The 18,967-nt window shown below is 52.7% G+C and carries 17 protein-coding genes (1 of these 17 running past the window's edge); 1 reads left to right on the plus strand and 16 read right to left on the minus strand.

The genetic code is table 11. The features are described 5' to 3' along the window. From CBE73_RS10510 to uptA, 13 genes are all read right to left on the minus strand, one after another. Nucleotides 1-514: the 5' portion of a nucleotidyltransferase-like protein gene (locus tag CBE73_RS10510; protein ID WP_157739492.1), read on the minus strand. 350 nt of this gene lie to the left of the window's left edge; 514 of the gene's 864 nt are visible here — the first part of the coding sequence; its start codon is at nt 512-514; the stop codon falls past the left edge of the window. 269 nt (nt 515-783) lie between these two features. Beyond that, the gene (locus CBE73_RS10515) at nt 784-2,355 is read right to left on the minus strand and encodes a glycosyl hydrolase family 18 protein (protein WP_244905541.1); all 1,572 of its coding nucleotides are present in this window, start codon (nt 2,353-2,355) and stop codon (nt 784-786) included. Between the two features lie 421 nt (nt 2,356-2,776). Further along, a complete protein-coding gene (gene perR / locus CBE73_RS10520; protein WP_094094179.1) occupies nt 2,777-3,205 on the minus strand; it encodes a peroxide-responsive transcriptional repressor PerR in 429 nt (142 codons plus the stop codon). Between the two features lie 148 nt (nt 3,206-3,353). Then, nucleotides 3,354-5,216: a DUF4097 family beta strand repeat-containing protein gene (locus CBE73_RS10525; protein ID WP_157739494.1), complete on the minus strand. Its 1,863-nt coding sequence runs from the start codon at nt 5,214-5,216 to the stop codon at nt 3,354-3,356. A gap of 208 nt (nt 5,217-5,424) precedes the next feature. Next, entirely contained in the window at nt 5,425-6,342 is a 918-nt protein-coding gene (locus CBE73_RS10530) for a prenyltransferase (protein WP_094094181.1), read from the minus strand. A 326-nt stretch (nt 6,343-6,668) separates the two neighbouring features. Then, on the minus strand, nt 6,669-8,111 hold the full coding sequence (gatB, locus tag CBE73_RS10535) for an Asp-tRNA(Asn)/Glu-tRNA(Gln) amidotransferase subunit GatB (RefSeq protein WP_094094182.1): 1,443 nt from the start codon (nt 8,109-8,111) through the stop codon (nt 6,669-6,671). Nucleotides 8,112-8,129: 18 nt separating this feature from the next. Continuing rightward, complete coding sequence (gene gatA / locus CBE73_RS10540; protein WP_094094183.1) at nt 8,130-9,581, minus strand: Asp-tRNA(Asn)/Glu-tRNA(Gln) amidotransferase subunit GatA; 1,452 nt, start codon at nt 9,579-9,581, stop codon at nt 8,130-8,132. Between the two features lie 53 nt (nt 9,582-9,634). After that, the gene (gene gatC / locus CBE73_RS10545) at nt 9,635-9,922 is read right to left on the minus strand and encodes an Asp-tRNA(Asn)/Glu-tRNA(Gln) amidotransferase subunit GatC (RefSeq protein WP_094094184.1); all 288 of its coding nucleotides are present in this window, start codon (nt 9,920-9,922) and stop codon (nt 9,635-9,637) included. A 529-nt stretch (nt 9,923-10,451) separates the two neighbouring features. Next, nucleotides 10,452-10,832 carry an ATPase gene (locus tag CBE73_RS10550; protein ID WP_094094185.1) on the minus strand — a complete coding sequence of 127 codons (381 nt, stop codon included), beginning with the start codon at nt 10,830-10,832 and terminating at the stop codon, nt 10,452-10,454. 148 nt (nt 10,833-10,980) lie between these two features. Further along, nucleotides 10,981-11,187 (minus strand): hypothetical protein, encoded by a 207-nt coding sequence (locus tag CBE73_RS21910; RefSeq protein ID WP_157739496.1) that lies wholly within the window; start codon nt 11,185-11,187, stop codon nt 10,981-10,983. 354 nt (nt 11,188-11,541) lie between these two features. Continuing rightward, the gene (locus CBE73_RS10560) at nt 11,542-12,174 is read right to left on the minus strand and encodes an MBL fold metallo-hydrolase (protein ID WP_094094187.1); all 633 of its coding nucleotides are present in this window, start codon (nt 12,172-12,174) and stop codon (nt 11,542-11,544) included. Nucleotides 12,175-12,178: 4 nt separating this feature from the next. Continuing rightward, nucleotides 12,179-12,751, minus strand: coding sequence for a thioredoxin family protein (locus tag CBE73_RS10565; RefSeq protein WP_094094188.1), 573 nt, complete (start codon nt 12,749-12,751; stop codon nt 12,179-12,181). A 2-nt stretch (nt 12,752-12,753) separates the two neighbouring features. Further along, the gene (uptA, locus tag CBE73_RS10570) at nt 12,754-13,359 is read right to left on the minus strand and encodes an undecaprenyl phosphate transporter UptA (protein WP_483406839.1); all 606 of its coding nucleotides are present in this window, start codon (nt 13,357-13,359) and stop codon (nt 12,754-12,756) included. 221 nt (nt 13,360-13,580) lie between these two features. On the opposite strand from uptA, the gene CBE73_RS10575 reads away from it, so the two are divergent. Then, nucleotides 13,581-13,901 carry a dehydrogenase gene (locus CBE73_RS10575; RefSeq protein WP_094094189.1) on the plus strand — a complete coding sequence of 107 codons (321 nt, stop codon included), beginning with the start codon at nt 13,581-13,583 and terminating at the stop codon, nt 13,899-13,901. A gap of 11 nt (nt 13,902-13,912) precedes the next feature. Here CBE73_RS10575 and CBE73_RS10580 read toward each other — a convergent pair whose 3' ends face one another. The 3 genes from CBE73_RS10580 to CBE73_RS22410 form a co-directional block, all read right to left on the minus strand. Continuing rightward, nucleotides 13,913-16,357, minus strand: coding sequence for an O-antigen ligase family protein (locus tag CBE73_RS10580; RefSeq protein ID WP_157739498.1), 2,445 nt, complete (start codon nt 16,355-16,357; stop codon nt 13,913-13,915). 247 nt (nt 16,358-16,604) lie between these two features. Then, entirely contained in the window at nt 16,605-17,795 is a 1,191-nt protein-coding gene (locus tag CBE73_RS10585) for a class I SAM-dependent methyltransferase (RefSeq protein WP_094094191.1), read from the minus strand. A gap of 64 nt (nt 17,796-17,859) precedes the next feature. Continuing rightward, a complete protein-coding gene (locus tag CBE73_RS22410; RefSeq protein ID WP_229752857.1) occupies nt 17,860-18,828 on the minus strand; it encodes a PhzF family phenazine biosynthesis protein in 969 nt (322 codons plus the stop codon). Nucleotides 18,829-18,967: the final 139 nt, after the last annotated feature.

Consider the following 18,967-nt stretch of genomic DNA (forward strand, 5'->3'; position numbering starts at 1 on the left):
CCTCAGCACGGATATTTCTCTCCAACAGCTCCAAACGCCCCAAATGCTGAAGTCCTCGAACCACAGCCGCATAAGCGTCAAAGAAATGTCCATTCTGATTCAAAGCTTTAGCTTCATGATAAAATCTCAGGAAGCGGGCAAACTCTTTAAATTTACGTTTCTCTCTTACTGTTTGTTCAAAGTCAATAATTTTCCCTCTCAATTGTTCCAGTTCCTCCCGCTCGTCCCATATAATCTCACCCTGCAAAAAACAACTCAGCAGTTGGGCATTCTCGCCGGTCATGACCCAATTCTCCAGGTCGCTGCTCGTTACATAAAGCAGCTGGTAATCAAGCATACCAATCTGAGCATGTTCGGGTTCAGGTTTGTGTTCCATATCTTTGCATACAATAAGAATTAAATAATCAAAGCCAAGCATAATAGCATCATGAATCCCATTTGCAGAGTGGCGGAAACCAACCGCTCCACAGGCATGCTGGCTCATTATTTCATCGTTAATAAACAATGGTTTCACGGTACCCTCCCTAACGGTTTGGCGTCGCTACGTAAAACTATCGATACATAAAAATTCTACAGCCGGTGTCAGTTTCCTGCTTTTTCTCTATGCCAATCTATCTTTCCTTAGGCCGCTGCTGCTATTTATGTCCAACAAAAAATGCGGGAGAAACGAATGTCGTTTCTCCCGCAGGCGCTTGATACCAGAAATGCTATCCATATATATAAACGAGACCGGAAATTGAAATTGAATACTTCATTCAACTCTCAACAAACTTAATGACCAGCTTAGTAGGCATTAACCTGTCCGAGAACTTTCCAGGCATCAGCAGAACCAAAGCTTCTGGTCCAAGAGGCAATCCCGGCCAAACTCAGGCTTTTGACCAAAGCGACACGCTGTGATAAGGAGTCCTCGTCTTCCAGCCATATTTTTTTGACTGCTCCATCTTCATTATATTGAACAAAGTTTTGTCCCGTATCAGCGGCCATTTTAGGTTTGAGTCCATATTGTTGAATAATGCTCTGCGCCTTGCTCATACCGATCGCTTTGGAGCTGACCTTCGTCTTCCCGTCTTTGGTCGTTTCCGTCCAAACGCGCGTATAAAGCGGCACACCCAAAATCAGTTTGGAAGGCGGTACGGCATCTTCCGTCAGGATTTTATTCAGCGCGGCTTCCGTCCAAGGGAGAGAAGCTACCGAGCCTGCAACGGGACTAGCTGCCCAGTGCTCATCATAAGCCATGAGCGCCATATAGTCGATCAAGCCGCTCAAGGCACGGCGGTCAAGAAACTTCGACCAAAGCTCGCTGTCCGACTTTGGCGTCACATCCATAGAAACAATAAGTCCCTGCGCACGAGCCAAAGGTCTTAGCTCTCTCACAAACTGTGTGATATTGTCACCATCGGTTGTTTTAACATTTTCAAAATCAAGGTTGATGCCGTCCAAATCCAGCTGCTTCGCATAACCTACAAGCTGCTTGATCGCCTGTGTTCGAGTTTCAAATGTGGCAAAGGCAGCGGTCGTAAGCTCGGGACTAAAGCTGTTGCTGTACAAACCCCACACCTGCATCCCCTGGCTGTGGGCCCATTTTACATATTTAGCATCACCCTTGCTGTTGACGTTTCCTTTCGCATCCGCTAGTTCAAACCAGGTCGGACTGACGACATTGATTCCCGGCAGGCTTCCAATGTTCTTAGGATTGGCCGGCACCTGGTAAACAGCTTCCCAAGTCATATTGATCCGCTTGCTCTGCCAGGTTTGTACGGCAGGAAGCACTTTGGGCTCCTGTTTCGGAACCTCGTCTTTCTCACCAGGTTTAACCAGTTTGGTACGGATGAACCCGGTATACCCGCTGTCTGTCTGGGCATAATACCAATCGCCTTCCCGGTTCAAAATTCGCACATGGGCTTCCGGCGGCACATCCGTCAAGATCGGCGAGTGAATGGAAGCTCCCAAACGAAGCGGTGAGGTTCTTCCCGCCTTATCGGGCTTGACCTCGGCATGTTGAATGCTTTCCCCCGGCATAAATACCCGGACTGCTCCCGATGGTTTGTCCTCTTCTACCTCAACCCCGTAAACCTGCTCAAGCAGATCGGCCGGTACATAAACCACTCCATCTTGCTCGGAAGGAGCGCTGTTCAAATTAAAAGCAGCATTATTCAGAGATCCCTGACGTTTGCCGATTTGCACGCGAACAAGCTTGTCCGCGGTCGCCAGGATTACCGATCCCGTCGTCTTCTCATAACGGACACCGTCGTCAATCTTAGCCTGAATGACCGGTAAAGGAAGGCTCAGCGAAGCGCCTGTACCCGCTGCGGAGTATCTTTCAACTTCATCCGCAAAAAAGATCGGCTTGTCCATTCCTTTCCACTCCGGATCAATGTGCGTGTGACTAGGGACAAAAATCCGGTAGACTATATACGCTGATAACAAAAAAACAACCGCCAAGCCCAGCTTGCGCCACGGCTTCCTACTATTACGCCTACTCCATTTGTTTTTGCGGCTCATCTTGTGCTACTACCTCCGTTATTGACGCTAAACATCCTAGCAAACTAGAGCGACTCTTGTAAAAGAAACAACTCTACTAATAGTTTATTCAGGTAATGTTACATGAATTCGTATTATTTTAAATTTATAAACTAGTTTAATTTCCGTTACTAGAATTGCCGTGCCTCTTAACTCTACATAAAAAAGAAAGACGCGAAGAACTCCTACCGGGAATTCCGCACGTCCTTGTTCAACATACCTGTAACCTATATACATTTAGAGTGTAAATTTATAATTATTTATCTGACGCACATTCCTGACAAACACCGTAAAGCTCCAGCCGGTGCCCGTAAACCTTAAACCCGGTCGCTTGTTCAGCGGTCTCCTCCACATCACGCAAAGAAGAATACATAAAGTCTTTGATCTTGCCGCATTGCTGACAGACTACATGATAATGGTCGGAAACGTCCGCGTCAAACCGACTGGAACTGTCGCCGTAGGTGAGTTCGCGTACCATGTTGGCTTCAATAAATACTTTAAGATTGTTATACACGGTAGCAACGCTCATATTAGGAAACTTCGGTGATAACGCGCGATATATCTCATCAGCCGTTGGATGCTCCATCGACTCCATTAAAAAAGAAAGTATAGCATGACGCTGCGGCGTGATGCGGACACCGTTTGTTTTCAGCTGCTCCAGGGCATGATGCACCTTTGTAGACATGATGTCCACCGCCTTTTTCGAAAAAATTTACAAAAGTTAAAATCGGATTAATTTTATTGTACGTTTCCGTTAAATCTTTTGTCAACGCATAGCCAGGGATACAAAAGGCTCGAATTAACACGCCGTGCGGCATTTTGAATCCGAAAGATTACTCCTGCGCAGGCAGCGGATCCAAAGCATTAATGGCCTCCTTATATATGAATACGTTGCTGTTGCCGTCCAAATTCACTTTGTATTCGCCGGTTCCCCATGTGCCCTTTATCGTTTTATTCTCAACCGGGAACGGCAGATTGGTTTCAATCCCGCCGTATCCGCTGGAACCTTCAAGCGTATAATCTGCCTGCTCCGGCAGCGTGATGTGAAGTTCACCTACTGCGCTGTAGACATTCCAATCTCCGCCAATGACATTGGATTCCACCCGGATCATACCGTTTAAGGTTTGAGCGTCCAGCTTTTTAGGAGCTTCCTCAATGTCCAGGTTACCGTTCTTTGTATTAACGTCGATATCGCCTGACGTCGTTCTGACTGCAATATCGCCAACCAGCGTAGACAACTTCAACTTGCCCTGAATATTGTCGGCCGACAAATTCCCGCCTTGAGTGTTCATTGTAATGTCCCCCTGAAATCCGGATATATAACCGTCTCCGTTCAAGGTGGACGCTTTGAATTCGCCCTGCAGATTCCGGAGCTCTATTTTACCGTTCCCCGTCTCCAGCACAACATGATCGGCGGCCAGGTTCTTGACCAAGAGATTGCCATTCGTCGTCGTAACATTCATCGTTAAGCTTCGGTTAAACGGAATCACTATGTTCATGTTGACTTTCGGGTGACGTTTGCCGGACTGTCCGTAACCAGCGTCTTTCACTACAAGGCCCAGCGTACTGTCGGCAGTCGCTTCTATATGAGTCTGCTCAGCAATGCTGGCCGCTTCCTGCAGATTTCCAGAATCCACATATACTTTATACTGCACTTGAACATTAAAAACAGCTTCTCTGCTAATCGTAATATTACCGTTAATGCCGTTGATGGACAGCTTGCGGGTCTCCGATGGAAGCGGAATTTCAAGTGCAGGTTTGGTTACGGAGTACCCTTTCTCCTCACTAAACTCCATGCTGGCCGCCGTTAAATCAAGGCTAACCTTCTGCCAAAGCTGCACGTAATGGTCCTGCTGGGTAATCGCAAATACCGAAACTGCTGCGGCCAGCGTCAGCAGCATCCCTCTTAAATCAAAACGGATGCGGCCCATTCCGGCTGTGCTTCGTTTGTTCCGAACCCGCAGCATATTAAAAATAGCTTCAAAACCAAGCAGGATCAGCAGAACCGGCCACCATCTCAGCAAAAGCAGCATGGCGTCCCTGTTTAAACTGAGATCGAGAATCAGCAATATGCCAACGCCTGCCGCGAACAACGACGCCGTCAGACGACCTGTTCGTCTGAACTTGCGCCGGTTTTCCCCCATGAACAGCAGAACTGCCGCCGCAAGAAAGAAACCAGCGACCGTATATCCGGCATAATTCTGAATAAAGCTGCTGAGCCACGCCGGCTGCTGTCGGAGCAGAAACAGGATCAATCCGCCGCCAATCAGCTGCGCTCCCATACCAAGCCCCCGCCAGAAGGCCTGCGCTGCCGTACGCTTATGTCTTGCAGTCCCGCTGCGTCGTGCATTCCAGTAATCCGTCGACTGAAGCACGTCATAAATGCTGTAGAAATAAATAACGGGTATCAAAATGGCTAGCAGAATCAATAATGGAACATTAATATGCATCCTTACGGATGAGAAATAAACCAGTGAGGCGGCATCGATCAAAATAAAATAGATAAGGGTTATCCCTTTGCCCAGCTGTCTTAAATAGAGATGACCCAAACCGGGGAAAAGAGCCGTGAGCAGCACCGATATCAGCTTGAGCTTGCGCCTTCGCGGCTTAAAGCCGACGGTTTTGGCCCCTCCGCCCGGTCCCTCCATCTTTTCCGTATGCCCGCTTCCGCCCTCCTGGAGAGTGTGATCTTTCATGCTGTACTCAACTCCTATGTTTGGCCTTGCCATAAGGTTATAATACCCGATTTTACAATAGACCGTAACCAGCTTCAGAAAGCCAGCATATACGAAAAAGATGAAACCTCCTTAGATCCGCAAGGAATCAAAGGAGGTCATGTCAATAAGGATTGGATTAGCTAATTGCTGTTCACCGAATGATTCGGCCCGCAGGCTTATGAATCGATCAAATCAGGCTTTCAAGCAGCAGAGCCACCGACATGATGATCCCGCACCACATCGAAGCTTTCAGCGAAGCGCCCATCAGCGGCAAGTAGGCCACGGAAGGATTTTGCGCGGCAAGTCCCCGGTAAACCCGGTAAAGCGGCAGCACCGATAACAAGGCCACTACAGCGTAAAACGGAAGTACGCCGGCGAAGATGCAGACCAGCAGTAACACATAAGCCATCAGGGTCATCACTCGGGAAAGCACAAGCGCTTTCTGTTCGCCCCATACGACGACCAAGGTCCGTTTGCCTACCTCCCGATCGCTCTGCCAATGCAGAAAATGATGGTTAAACAGCAGCAGCGTTGTCAAAATTCCGACCGGCAGGGACAGCAATACGGAGCGCAAGCTGAACTCCCCGGTCTGTACAAAATAAGAGCCGGCAACCGGCATGATGCCGAAGGCGAATAAGATCGCCACTTCGCTGTAGCCTTTTCCCCGGTAACCGAACCGAAGCGGCGGCGCCACGTAGAAGTATGCGATAAGCGCTCCTACCACAACGAAATAAAGCAGCTCCCAGCCGCTGAACACACAAAGCAATACGCCGCAGACGACGGCGAAAGCGAGGAAAAGCCAGGTAAGCGCCGCGAAAGCTTTTTCCGATACAATGCCGCCAGTCAGCAGCCCTGAATGGGTGGAAACCAGATCCGAGTTCTGCTGGGCCGCCGTATCCGTCCCGTTGCGGTAATCCCACAGATCATTAATCATATTGGAAAACAGATGGGCCGCTCCCGCCCCCAGAAACGCAAGAATAAATAAAACCGGATGAAACTCCTTCTCCCATACATAAGCTGCAGCCGTTCCCAGAACGACGGGAACCAGCATCACGGGAAGTGAGTAAAACCGGGTAGCTTTAAGAAATAACTGCCATTTGCTCATAGCCACCTCAGGTGCCTCCATTCTGATCTAAATTAAAATAATCACAATATATGATTATACAACATGCCTGAGGATCTGGAACACGTAAAGGTTCTTCAAACTCATCCAGCTACTGGAAAAGCAAACACTTGAACAAAAAAGTGCCCCCGCTGATGCGGAGACACTTAAATTGCTGCTTATGGTTTCAGTTTGCTCTGAGAGCGGCTTGCGAAGATGGCTTTTATAAAGCCGATTGCAAACGGGCTTGCGAATGCCCCTCGTGAAAGCCGATTATAAGAGCCACTTGTCAAAGCCCTTTGTTAAAGCCGCCTTGAAAAATACAAAGCTTACGCTTCTTTCAAGGCTTCAACCAGCAGTTTGTTGGCCAGGGCAGGGTTGGCTTTGCCTTTGCTTTGTTTCATGACTTGACCGACCAGGAAGCCGATCGCCTTCTCCTTGCCGGCTTTATAATCCGCTACCGAAGCCGGATTGGCGGCAATGACCTCTTGAACGATTGCCAAAATAGCGCCTTCGTCGCTGATTTGCACGAGTCCCTGCTCCTCGACGATCTGCTGCGGCAGCTTGCCGCTCTGCAGCATTTCTTTGAAGACCGTCTTGGCGATCTTGGAGCTGATCGTACCTTTCTCGATCAGGCCGATCATTTCGCCAAGACCTTGACCGGTCAGTTTGACGTCAGCCAGCTCAAGGTTATTGCTGTTCAGGTAGCCGAGCAGGTCGCCCATGATCCAGTTTGATACGGCCTTGGCGTCCGATGTGGACTGCAGGCTGCTTTCGAACAGATCAGCCAGCGGCTTGGACGAGGTAATGACGCCGGCATCGTAGTCCGGCAGGCCAAGCTCCGAGGTGTAGCGGGTTTTGCGCGCATCCGGCAGCTCCGGAATGGAAGCGCGGATCCGTTCCTTCCACTCGGCATCGATATGCAGCGTGACCAGGTCCGGGTCCGGGAAATACCGGTAGTCATGCGCTTCTTCTTTGCTGCGCATGGTCAGCGTTTTGCCCTGGGCTTCGTCCCAGCGGCGCGTCTCCTGCACGACTTGTCCGCCTTCGTCCAGGATTTCTGCCTGGCGGAGCTGTTCGTACTCCAGGCCGCGCTGTACGCCGCGGAAGGAGTTCATATTTTTCAGCTCGGCTTTGGTGCCAAGCTCCTTCTGGCCGTGCGGGCGAAGGCTGATGTTCGCGTCGCAGCGCAGCGAGCCTTCCTCCATCTTCACATCGGAGACATCGCAGTACTGCATGATGGCGCGCAGCTTCTCCAGATAAGCGCGGGCTTCTTCCGGCGAGGAGATGTCCGGCTCGGACACGATCTCAACAAGCGGCGTGCCGACGCGGTTGAAGTCGACCAGTGAAGCGTAACCGCCGTCCACGTGCGTCAGCTTGCCGGCGTCTTCCTCCAAATGCAGGCGGGTAATGCCGATGCGTTTGGTTTTGCCGTCCACTTCAATGTCGATATACCCGTTCAGGCCGATCGGCTGATCAAACTGGGAAATCTGATAAGCTTTCGGCGAATCGGGATAGAAATAGTTTTTCCGGTCAAATTTGCTGACGTCACCGATTTCGCAGTTCAGGGCCATGGCGGCTTTCATCGCATAATCGACGGCCTGACGGTTCAGCACCGGCAGAACGCCGGGGTGGCCAAGACAGACCGGACAGGTATGGCTGTTGGGCGGCGCGCCGAATTCGGTGGAGCATCCGCAGAAGATTTTACTCTTCGTATGCAGCTCCACGTGCACTTCCAGCCCGATGACAGTTTCATATTTGGATGTTGACATAAGAACCTCCTACTCCACTTAAAGCGACGGGCGCCGCTTATGGTGCTCCGTATGAATTTCAAAGGCATGCGCGGTGCGCAGCACTGTGCTTTCGTCGAACGCTTTGCCGATGATTTGCAGGCCGACAGGCAGTCCGTCCGCGAAACCGCAAGGCACGCTGATGGCAGGAACCCCAGCCAAGCTGACCGGAATGGTCAGGATGTCGTTCAGATACATCGTGAGCGGGTCGTCTACCTGGGAGCCGATCGGGAAAGCCGTCGTCGGGGCTGTAGGCCCGATGATGACGTCGAATTTTTCAAACGTTTGGTCAAAATCCTGCTTGATCAGCGTACGGACTTTCTGTGCTTTCAAATAATAAGCGTCATAGTAACCCGAGCTGAGCGCATAGGTCCCGAGCATAATCCGGCGTTTCACTTCCGGACCAAAGCCTTGGCTTCTGGACTCGTGATACAGCTCCAGCAGGTTGCTGCTGTCGGCGCGAACGCCGTATCTGACCCCGTCGAACCGGGACAGGTTGGAGGAAGCTTCAGAGGAAGCCAGCAAATAATAAGCGGCCACCGCGTATTCCGTATGCGGCAGGGAAACCTCCTCCCAAGTTGCGCCAAGGGATTCAAGTGTCTTAAGCGCGTCCATGACGGAGGCTTTAACCTTCGGATCTACGCCGTCCAGATATTCCTTCGGCACGGCAATGCGAAGGCCTTTCACGTCTCCGGTGAGCGCGCTGACAAAGTCAGGCAAATCGACATTAGCGGACGTTGAATCTTTAGTGTCATAACCGGCGATGGCCTGCAGGACGTACGCTGCGTCTTCGACGTTTTTGGTGATCGGACCGATTTGGTCCAGAGAGGACGCAAACGCGACAAGCCCAAAACGGGAAACGCGGCCGTATGTAGGCTTGAGTCCAACTACACCGCAGTAGGATGCCGGCTGACGGATCGAACCGCCTGTATCGGAGCCCAATGTGAAATAAGCTTGTCCGGATGCTACGGCCGCTGCGGAACCGCCGCTGCTGCCGCCGGGAACACGCGTCAAATCCCAAGGGTTGCGGGTCACCTGGAAGCTGGAATTCTCGTTGGAGCCGCCCATGGCGAACTCGTCCATGTTCAGCTTGCCGACCGTAACGGCGTCAGCTGCTTTCAGCTTGGACACGACGGTTGCGTCGTAAATCGGGTCGTAATTTTTGAGGAATTGGCTCGCACAGGTCGTGCGCAAACCTTCGGTCACCATGTTGTCCTTAATTCCGACAGGCAGACCGAACAATAGGCCGCGCGCTTCGCCTTTGACCAGCTTCTCATCCAGCTTGGCTGCGGTTTGTCTGGCATTCTCTTCATTTAAAGTGAGGTATGCCTGGACACGCTCGTCCCGTTCTTTAATTGCGGAGAAAGCCTCTCCAACCAGATCGGCCACGGACAGTTCCTTGCCGTGAAGCCGGTCATGGAGCTCCTGGAGCCTTAAATCAAATAACGTCAATGCCTTTCCCTCCTAATATCTGATGACTGCTGCTTTGCCAAGGCGCTGCATATCTATTCCAGTACGGCTGGCACCTTAAATTGTCCGTCTTCTTCCTCCGGCGCATTGCGGAATACCTTTTCCGCCGGAAGACTTTCCTGGACCACGTCGTCACGCATAACGTTGCTGAGATGCAGCACGTGGGTGGTCGGTTGCACATTTTCCGTATCCAGTTCGTTTAACTTCTCCGCATATTGTAAAATCGCGTTCAGCTGTTCCGTGAACTTCTCCTGCTCTTCATTCGTCAGATTTAGACGGGCCAGCTTGGCAACATGCTGGACGTCTTTAGCCTGAATAGACATATAGGCCGCCCCTTTCGTTTTTTGCGTAATAAACTCATTCTATCAGACCTTAAGACTGTTTAAAATTATATTGCAGAAAAAACCGCAATTCAATCCGGTAAAGCGAAAGAGTACCGGGATAAATTAAGTCGGTGAGCGTATAGCAACGGCATTAGAGGATACAAGCGGGGCCGGAACCGGGCAATGAAGACAGGGAACATAAGATGCGATGGGCATAAAGGTATGAACAAGGGCAGGCACTTAAGAGATATGAAGGTAAATATGACCAGGAACATGAGCTTAAACAGAGGCTAAGGGTAAAAGCAGAGGTGCGAATAGAGTATGAACAGGGGCACGAACTAGAACGGGGCATTTTTCACTAAAAAAGGACACTCAAACATGGACTGGCTAATGCACAATTGCCGCTGGCAGTGTAACTCCACAATTCTGTTTGATGCCGAACCTGCACTATAATACCCCACCCGTCCGCACGTCACCCTATCCAAATAAAAAAAGCCGGTCAGCGGCATTACCGCTGCTCCGGCTTTACTTAAATCCAAGCCCGCAAATTTACCTGTTTGATAAAATCTGCTGTGGACATCGCTTCCTGTGTTGGTTCTTGTGCCTCCGGCTGCTCAGCATCACCGTTCATAATTTGAAAAAAAAGCTTCTCGTTATGAGTGGCCAATGCGAAATCCAAAAGCGCTTCGCGTTCTACCCGATCTACTTCCTGCTTAATCAATTGTTCCTCGGACTCAATGTCGCTTGCTGGAACAAAAAAATTCCGACCCGCTTTAGGCAAGCGGATAACGTAATCAAACGCATTATCCGGATTACGGTCATAAGCAATGATGTAGCCGTATTCCCCAACAGGAAGATTCTGCTCGAAAGCATCATCGACGATAACAATTCTCTCTCCCAAACGAAGCATCGTCTACCTCCCTGAAATATGACTTATTTTTATTAATTTATATCCTACTAAAAATAGTAGACCGAGGTCAAGGAAGCCTGCTATCTTTTTCATAGTTTATGACAAATCCAAAGTATAATGCAATCGGCTGCAAAGCATGCAGCCCATCTTATCTCCGCTTCCTATGTTCGTTAAGACGCTGGAACCAAGGCTGCTCGATGCCTGCCTCATTCATTTTCACATGGCTCCAGAAATGGGCCGTTTCGCGAAGTATCTCCGGCTTGCTTGTCTGCTCATCGTCTGCAGCCTTCATGTTATCCGTGTTCTCTGTGCACACCAAATCCTTGGTGCCCGCCATGCCATTGATCACGACCATCTTGGTTAAACTCCTCTCGTTAATAGAACTATCATCGTCATTGTTATTGTTACTATTACTGTTATAGCTGCTACTAGGGATGTCAGGGGCAGTGGTTCCCCTATTAGGATTGCTATTTTGACCTTTTCTTCCCGAAATCTCCTGCCATGCACCGTCAAATTCATGAAATCGCTCCATGTCCGCCCACCTTCCCTTGCAAAAAAATCCATTTATAAACAAAAAAAGAACGCAAACCGGGAGTTAACTCCAACAGCTTGCGTGCTTCGCAATGTTAAGTAGATTTAATTACATCCATCCTAGCAAATGACAGCAGGGCTGTCTACCACTTTTTTGCCTGATTCGTCAATTTATGCGCTAGATTCCGGGAACATACGGATTATGCTCACGTTCATATCCGATGGTTGTCCGAGGGCCATGTCCGGGATAAACTTTGACATCATCCTCAAAACGGTACAAAGTACCACGAATCGAGTCGATCAAATCCCGCTCGCGCCCGCCAGGCAGGTCCGTCCGGCCTACGCCTTCACGGAACAACACATCTCCCGAAAACAAATGCTTGCCGCACAAAAAGCTTACACTGCCAGGCGAATGCCCCGGCGTATGGTAAACCTTAAACGTCTCTCCGAGCAGGGTCAGCGTCTGGCCATGCCCCAAATCAAACTCCGCAGCGTCCGTAGCGACAGGCTCCGTCACATCCGGCCACATCAAAGAACCGTTTAATTTAGGCGAGGTCAGCCAGTCGGCCTCCAAGGGATGGACGTACACCGGGCAGCCTTTCAGCTTGCGGATTTGGTCGACGCCGCCAATATGGTCGAAATGGGCATGCGTCAAAATGATCGCTTCGATCTCCAGATGCTCGATCCGCCGGATCAGCGCAGCCGGGTTGGAGCCGGGATCGATAATTACGGCTTTCCCTTCTTCTTCGCCCTGCAGCAGATATGCATTGGTTTGCAGAGCGCCTAGCGCAAATGAGTCAATTGTTAGCATAAGCTTATACCCCCGACAGCAGCTCGCGGAATTCCGACACAACCGCAGGATGGATGGCGGTGCCTTCCCCGTAGGCTTCGATCATTTTTCGACGGGTTTCGGCCATGCCTTCCTGCCAGCCCGGCACTTCGCGGTCCGGATTCGCGGTTTTGAACTCGGCCATTATCGCCTGGATATGCTTCGGACGTGGTCCCCAGAAAGCAAGCACCGATCCGCCGGTATCCGCTACGATGACAATCGGGATGGAGCGGCCGCCCAGCGTCATATACTCGTCCATTACTTCCGGATGCTCCTCAAGGATCAGCACTTCGGTCGGAATCTCTGCGGCTTCGAGCAGCCGGAAGACGACAGGAATATTTCGGATCACGTCACCGCACCAGTCCGCAGCCACAATCAGCACACGAAGATCGTCACGAAACTGCAGACTTTCGAAAAATTCGCGGTCTTCCTCAGCCGGCCAGGCGAACTGTTCATAACCTTGAACAAAAGCTTCTTTATTTTGCGTCATGGATTCGATAAATTGCGCGGGTGTCAGCCCTTTGCCGAACTTGTGGGCAACATTGCTTTTTCGACTCATGGTCAGGCCCCTTTCTTTTTGCTGGAATAAAACCATTTAATAAGCACATATACAATCAGGAGCGCAAGCGCAACCAGTAAAATTGGCATCAGGTAAGGCTTGGCCTTCTCGTCGATGGTCTCCCAATTCTGGCCGAGGATTTTGCCCAAATAGATGAACAAAATGCTCCACGGAATGCTGGCAAGCGTTGTCAGCAGGATAAACCTGCTCAGCTTCATTTTGGCAAGGCCCGCCGGAATGGAAATCGCTTGTCTGGCAACCGGCACAAACCGGGCGAAGAAGACCATACCGGAGCCGTATTTCAGGAACCAGGCCTCCGAAGCGTCGATATGTTTTTTCGTCAAGAAAATGTATTTGCCGTATTTGTCCAGCACAGGTCTTCCCCCATACCGGCCGATCCAGTAGAGAAAAATCTGGGCAATCAAGGCTCCCAGCGTGCCGAAAATAACGGCTCCTACAAACGAAATTTCCCCTTGGTGAACCAGGTAACCCGCATAAGCCAATACGATTTCACTCGGAATAACCTCGACCATAAGGCCGATCATAATCCCGAAATAGCCAAGCCCTTCAATCCAATGCAGAAGATTGCTTACAATGTCCGATAGCACAGTTGGCCCTCACTCTCCGTAAATATTCTTTGTTTAACCTACTAGAACAAAACTGCAAATGCTTTATTGAATGGGCGGCACGGTGGCTCTGCCTCGTCTTAAACCTTCCGCCAATTCCCAGTCTATTCTAGCACAAGAGCGGACATGCATTCTACTTTGCGCAGGCGGTACCGTTGCAGGCGGATCCGCATATGCTGTGGGAGTAGAAAGGAGTGGTCGTTATGCCATTACAGGGCCCCAAACCCAAACATCAGAACTCACTGCCAACCCCGCGCAAAATCCGCAGAAGCTGCAGCAAAGAGCTGTACCGGGCAGTGAAACGAATGAACATCTATATTCCGGAGGAAAAAATGGAGGCTGGCGAAGCCCTTTATTATAAAAAAGTGATCGGCAACCTGATCTGGATCGGGGAAAATCAATCCAACCGCAAGCTCCTGGCGGACTGGTGGGACGAAGCCGTCAGCGGAGAACTGGCCGAGCTCTGGGAAGTGGATCAGGAGAAGCTGAAACTGGCATTCCGGGCGGCATTTTGCGGGTCTTAACCCTTGCCGGACTAGCTCCGCCGCCGGATCGCCTTATCCTCCATCTCGTCTGTCCCCTCAAGCTGCGGCCGAAACACTTGGCCCCATTCTCTCCTTAAGATGCCGGCTGTCTCCTGCGCCTCCCGGGTCACATAGAATCCGCGGTCATTACGTAGGGAGCGGCCTTCAGGACGAGACATCATTTGATCCAAAGCGATATAGCGCTGATATAAAAAGAGTCCGGCCCTGGCGGCCGCCTCCGCCTCGCCCTCCTGCCCCTGACTGCGCTTGTGGCCGGCAAGCGCAGTCAGGCTGCGAAGCGCTTCCGTCTGCTTGACCGGATCAAACCGGTCAAGCCGCAGCGCTTCGGCCCACCAGGCGGCTGCCCTCACATCCCCTCCGGAGGCGGCAGCCTCGGCCAGCCGGCTGTACAGCTCGGGACTGCGCGGATTATAGCGCAGCCCCGAGCGCAGCAGCAGGACAGCCTCCTGCTGCGAAACCCTGGCGGCAAGCGTCGCCCGGACGTGCGGCTGAAACGGGTTCAGCCGCAGCGCCCTCTCCAGCTCCGCTGCCGGTGCCGCTTCTCTGCCGCTGGTCACCGCACGGCGGTAAACCTGATCGGCCAGCATCAGCCGCCAGCCGGACAAGCCCGCGGCCAGCAAGCATATGGCCAGGGCTATGACGGCTGCGCGAGGGCTGACGGTTTTGAGGCGGGGGGCTTTGAGGTGGAAGGATTTGAGACTGACCGATTTAAAGCGGATCAAAGCTTCGGGGCGTGTTCCGGCGTAGCGGGGTCCAACGGCTCTATTGGACCTGTGCCAGCTACTATGGGAGCTGCGGGAGAATCCAGAGCCTCTATTTCTATTTCTATTTCCCGTTCTATTTCCTACTTCAGCAATCCAGATCAGCAGCACTCCGTATACACCGAAAGCCCAATCGAAATCGACCAAGCCATGCAGGACCAATATCAGGTAAGCCCAAAACCACTCACTCCGCCGGGCTGCCAGCCTGTACCCCTGCACGACCAGCCATCCCAGCCAAACCGCACCTCCGATTAGGCCAAGGTTCAGAAGCATATCCAAAAGGCCGCTGTGCATCACCGAACCGGCATAAGGAGCACTCTGTACGCCCCGGTAAGCGGACCGCCAGGCATCGCCCCCTTGCCCCAGCCAAGGAGCCTCACGGAACAAAGATACAGCGTCCCGAAACATCAGCAGCCTTGCGCTTATTGTCGAAGTGCCGGTCCGCAGCGCCGCCTGCGCTGAATCCCCTCCTAAAGGGATTAGCGTGGCAGCCAGCACAACAGCGCCCGCTACAAGCCCGGTTAATAAGGTGCGGTCAGCAGCTGTTCGCCCGGACGGGCGGCGGGATGCGAGGCGCCGCGGCAGCCAGTAAAGCTGCGGAAATAGGTGAAGCAGCGCCTGCAGCGGCTGAATCTTCAAGCCGCTGAACTTGGCCAGGGGCGGCGCGGCCAGAACGAGCAGCGTCGCCGCCCACACCGCCGCGAGCTCGGCCAGCCCGGGCCGCACAGCAGGCGCTAGCTCCGCCTGGGCGAGGCGGCGGTACAGGATAAGCGCTCCGGCGAGGATCAAGCCGGAGCGCAGGATGAGCCGCCCGCGCGCCTCGCCGCGGGCGGTCAGCACGGCCGCCGTCCAGGCGGCCGCCGCGGCGAGCCAGGCGCCGCGGGATTCGCTCAGCAGCAGGCACAGCCCGTAGGGCAGTGCCTGGGCTGAGGCGGCAAGCCGCCGGCGAAGGGCGGCGGCTTGGGGGAGCCGCGCAAGGCGCAGCAGCTGCAGCACCAGGAAGGCGCCCATGACGGCGCCGAACGTGTTCGGGTACTGCAGCAGCCCGCCGAGCCGCGCGCCAAACGCGGCTGTGCCGCTGTCCGCGGTCCGCAGCACGGCGTGCGGCAGCGGGACCAGTCCGTACACCGCCGCCAGCGCGGTGTACGCAAGCACTGTGCCGGTGAGATTCCACCCAGCACGCAGCACCAGGCCGCCGCCGGGCCGGGCGGCCGTCCAGGCCAATGCGGCTGCCAGCACGGCCAGCCAGCTCCAGCGCAGCACCGCGTCCACGGTGCCCTGCATCGAGAGCGGCCAGGCCCCCAGCCGCAGGGCGTACAGCAGCGCCACGCCTCCCGGACCGGCGGCTGCCATCATCGCCCGTAACACCACGGGCGCCGCCCCTCCCGCCTCCCGTGTCCGGACATAAACCGTCTGCCACAGCAAAACCGCTGCGGCGCCAGTCAACCAGACCGAGGCCGGCAAATACAACGAGCGGCTGAAATACAAGCCGGCCTGGAGACAGGACCATATAACCGTAAGCGTCAAGGCCGCTGCCATAATCAGCGTCATCCATTTATTGTTGCCTTTTCTGGCCTTTTTCCCTGTCTCTTTCCCTTTCTCTTTACCTTTGTCTTTCCCTTGCAGTTGACCTTGCTCTTCCCCTTGTCCCCCGCTGTTCATATACGCTCTCAAGCTCTTCTCCTCCGATCCCTCAATCATCACTCAAATGATTTCGTCCAACTGCAAACCAAAAAGCCAACACGTCGGATGGCTTTCCCATCTTTAACAGTGTTGGCTTTTTTATAGTGCGTCAATCACAAAACACCTTGCCGCAGGCAGTTTTCAAAGGGGCAAAGAGCAACGCCCAGTTAAGTCAGTTAAGTCAGTTAAGTCAGTTAAGTCAGTTCAGGCCTGCTAGTCCCGTCAATCTGCTTCCAGGCTAAATCTTCTCTTCCTGCGGAAGCAGATCCCGGCACGCGTTCTCCAGGTAAGGAGAAGCGCTGAGAAAGCTCCTGAAGGCTGAATATTCCTGCCACAAGCGGACTTTATCACCGGATGAGCCTTTGACGGCGCGGATCATAATATTTTTTGGCGTATGCTCCATATCGATAAACTCAAGCAGCTGGGTTTTATACCCGAGAACATCCAGCAGCTTGGCGCGGATCGCATCGGTTGCCAGCGCAGAGAACCGCTCTTTGAGAATGCCGTGCGACAGCAGCGGCCCAAGCTCCGGCGCATCCACCTGGCTGAACAGCTCATGCTGGCAGCAAGGGACGGACAGAATGACTGAAGCGCCCCAGCGAACGGCTTTCTCCAGCGCAGCATCCGTCGCTGTATCGCAGGCATGAAGCGTCACAACCATATCGACGCGGTTTAATTCGTCATAGTCTGCAATGTCGCCGACAAGAAACCGCAGGTTGTTGTATTCGAGTTTGCTCGCCAGCAAACTGCAGTGTTCGATGACATCGGCTTTCAGATCCAATCCGACAACCTTCAGCTCCATGCCGCGTTCGACCGACAAATAATGATACAAAGCGAAAGTCAGGTACGATTTACCGCAGCCAAAGTCGACGATCGTCAGCGGACGCCCTTGGGGCAGGTCGCCGGCCACGTCTTCGATCATCTCCAGGAAACGGTTAATCTGCTTGTACTTATCGTAGCGCTTTGCAAACACCCGGCCTTCCGGACTCATAATGCCAAGCTCAACCAGAAAAGGAACGGGCGTCCCTTCTTCCAGAATGTATTGCTTCTTCCGGTTATGGCTAAGCACGGCTGACTGCTTGGTGGCCGGTTTCTTGAGGATCGATACTTTGAACTTCTTGCTGATCAGCACCTGATAATCCGCCTCCGCCGTATTAAACAGCCCTTGACGGAAGGTGGTTTCAAACAGCTCCATCAGGCGGTCCTCCAGCAGCTCCGGCAGCAGATTGTCGTGTGTCACTTTGTTCGCATAATGATAGGCCAGCTGATAATGCAGTTTGCCTTTCAGCTCAACAGGCTTGATCTGCACTTTCGTATAGTCCTGACCGTCCCCTTTGCTGCGGCGCTGACTGAGCGTGGCCGAAATAAGACCGGCCTGACCGGTTCCCGCTGCCACCATATCCTGAACGAGCTTTCGTAGAGATTCCATAAATTACGCTACCTTTCTTTCATTCATTCTTCAATTTATTACGAGTTCCGGGGGGGCTTATCCGTTAGCAGGCTGTTAAACAAGAGTCGTCCAGCTTGCCGCGCAGCACTGTGACCGCCGGTCCCGCTATCTTCACTCTGTCTCCATCGACTTCAAGCTCCAACTCTCCGCCCCGTGCGGAGGCCTGGAATGCTTTAAGTTTACTTTTTCCAAGTTTTGTAGACCAATACGGGGCAATTCCGCAATGAGCTGAACCCGTGACGGGATCTTCCTGAATACCTACGGCCGGGCAGAAAAAACGGGAAACGCAGTCATAACCGGTGCCGCTTGAAGGATCTACGGGGTTCTCGGGGGTCCCGGAGTTCGCGGAACTTGCAGCATTAACGCTATTCACAGTATTCGTAGTATTTTCGATATTTGCGCCATTCGCAATATTTGCAGTATTTTCAGTGTTAGCCTCGCCGCCTCGTCCTTCCCCTGCAGCAGTAACAGCAATGCCGCGGGTTTCGATACCGTGCAGCGCGTTAAAATCCGGCTCCAGGCTGCGTACGGTTTGCTCGGAATCCAAGACTGCAAGCAGGTCTTCCCCATACCGGTAAAGAACCTGAAGGTTGTCCACGTTGATCCCGAGAGCTGCCGAGAGCTGCTGCTTTAAATCCGGCCGGGTTTCCTCTACAGGATGATGCGCAGGAAAATTCAGCTCGATCAGACTGCCCTGCTTACGTGCCGTCAGCAAACCGCTGAGCGTCAGGAAGCGAGCCTCCTCCCCAGCCCCAAGCCGGCCTGTTTCCCATAAAATATGGGCACTTGCCAGTGTAGCATGACCGCAAAGCTTCACTTCCGCCGCCGGCGTAAACCAGCGCAGCCGGTAACCGTCTTCTACTTTGGTTAGAAAAGCCGTCTCTGACAGGTTCATCTCCCGGGCGATCTGCTGCATGACAGCCGTCTCAAGCGGCTGTTCGCAAACACAAACGGCAGCGGGATTGCCACCGAACGGACGCGAGCTAAAGGCATCTACGATATATAATTCCATTTGGCTTCCTCCTCCGGATTAACAACTTTTCCCTCAAATAATCAAACACCGAAGCTGTGCCAACCCTCTTCCATGAAGTGCCCCGGCAGATTGGCAGGTACTAGCCATTATCGAACCGCCAACCGTAATCGCTAACTGT

The organism is Paenibacillus physcomitrellae, from assembly GCF_002240225.1.
Lineage (GTDB): Bacteria > Bacillota > Bacilli > Paenibacillales > Paenibacillaceae > Fontibacillus > Fontibacillus physcomitrellae.

Coding starts and splice junctions, on each gene's coding strand:
- gatB (WP_094094182.1), bottom strand. CDS start 8,111: ATGTCAACATCCAAATATGAAACTGTCATCGGGCTGGAAGTGCACGTG.
- CBE73_RS10585 (WP_094094191.1), bottom strand. CDS start 17,795: ATGGAATCTCTACGAAAGCTCGTTCAGGATATGGTGGCAGCGGGAACC.
- CBE73_RS22410 (WP_229752857.1), bottom strand. CDS start 18,828: ATGGAATTATATATCGTAGATGCCTTTAGCTCGCGTCCGTTCGGTGGC.
- CBE73_RS10550 (WP_094094185.1), bottom strand. CDS start 10,832: ATGCTTCGTTTGGGAGAGAGAATTGTTATCGTCGATGATGCTTTCGAG.
- CBE73_RS10565 (WP_094094188.1), bottom strand. CDS start 12,751: ATGAGTCGAAAAAGCAATGTTGCCCACAAGTTCGGCAAAGGGCTGACA.
- CBE73_RS10530 (WP_094094181.1), bottom strand. CDS start 6,342: ATGAGCAAATGGCAGTTATTTCTTAAAGCTACCCGGTTTTACTCACTT.
- gatC (WP_094094184.1), bottom strand. CDS start 9,922: ATGTCTATTCAGGCTAAAGACGTCCAGCATGTTGCCAAGCTGGCCCGT.
- CBE73_RS10525 (WP_157739494.1), bottom strand. CDS start 5,216: ATGAAAGATCACACTCTCCAGGAGGGCGGAAGCGGGCATACGGAAAAG.
- CBE73_RS10560 (WP_094094187.1), bottom strand. CDS start 12,174: ATGCTAACAATTGACTCATTTGCGCTAGGCGCTCTGCAAACCAATGCA.
- CBE73_RS10575 (WP_094094189.1), top strand. CDS start 13,581: ATGCCATTACAGGGCCCCAAACCCAAACATCAGAACTCACTGCCAACC.
- CBE73_RS10515 (WP_244905541.1), bottom strand. CDS start 2,355: ATGGACAAGCCGATCTTTTTTGCGGATGAAGTTGAAAGATACTCCGCA.
- CBE73_RS21910 (WP_157739496.1), bottom strand. CDS start 11,187: ATGGTCGTGATCAATGGCATGGCGGGCACCAAGGATTTGGTGTGCACA.
- perR (WP_094094179.1), bottom strand. CDS start 3,205: ATGTCTACAAAGGTGCATCATGCCCTGGAGCAGCTGAAAACAAACGGT.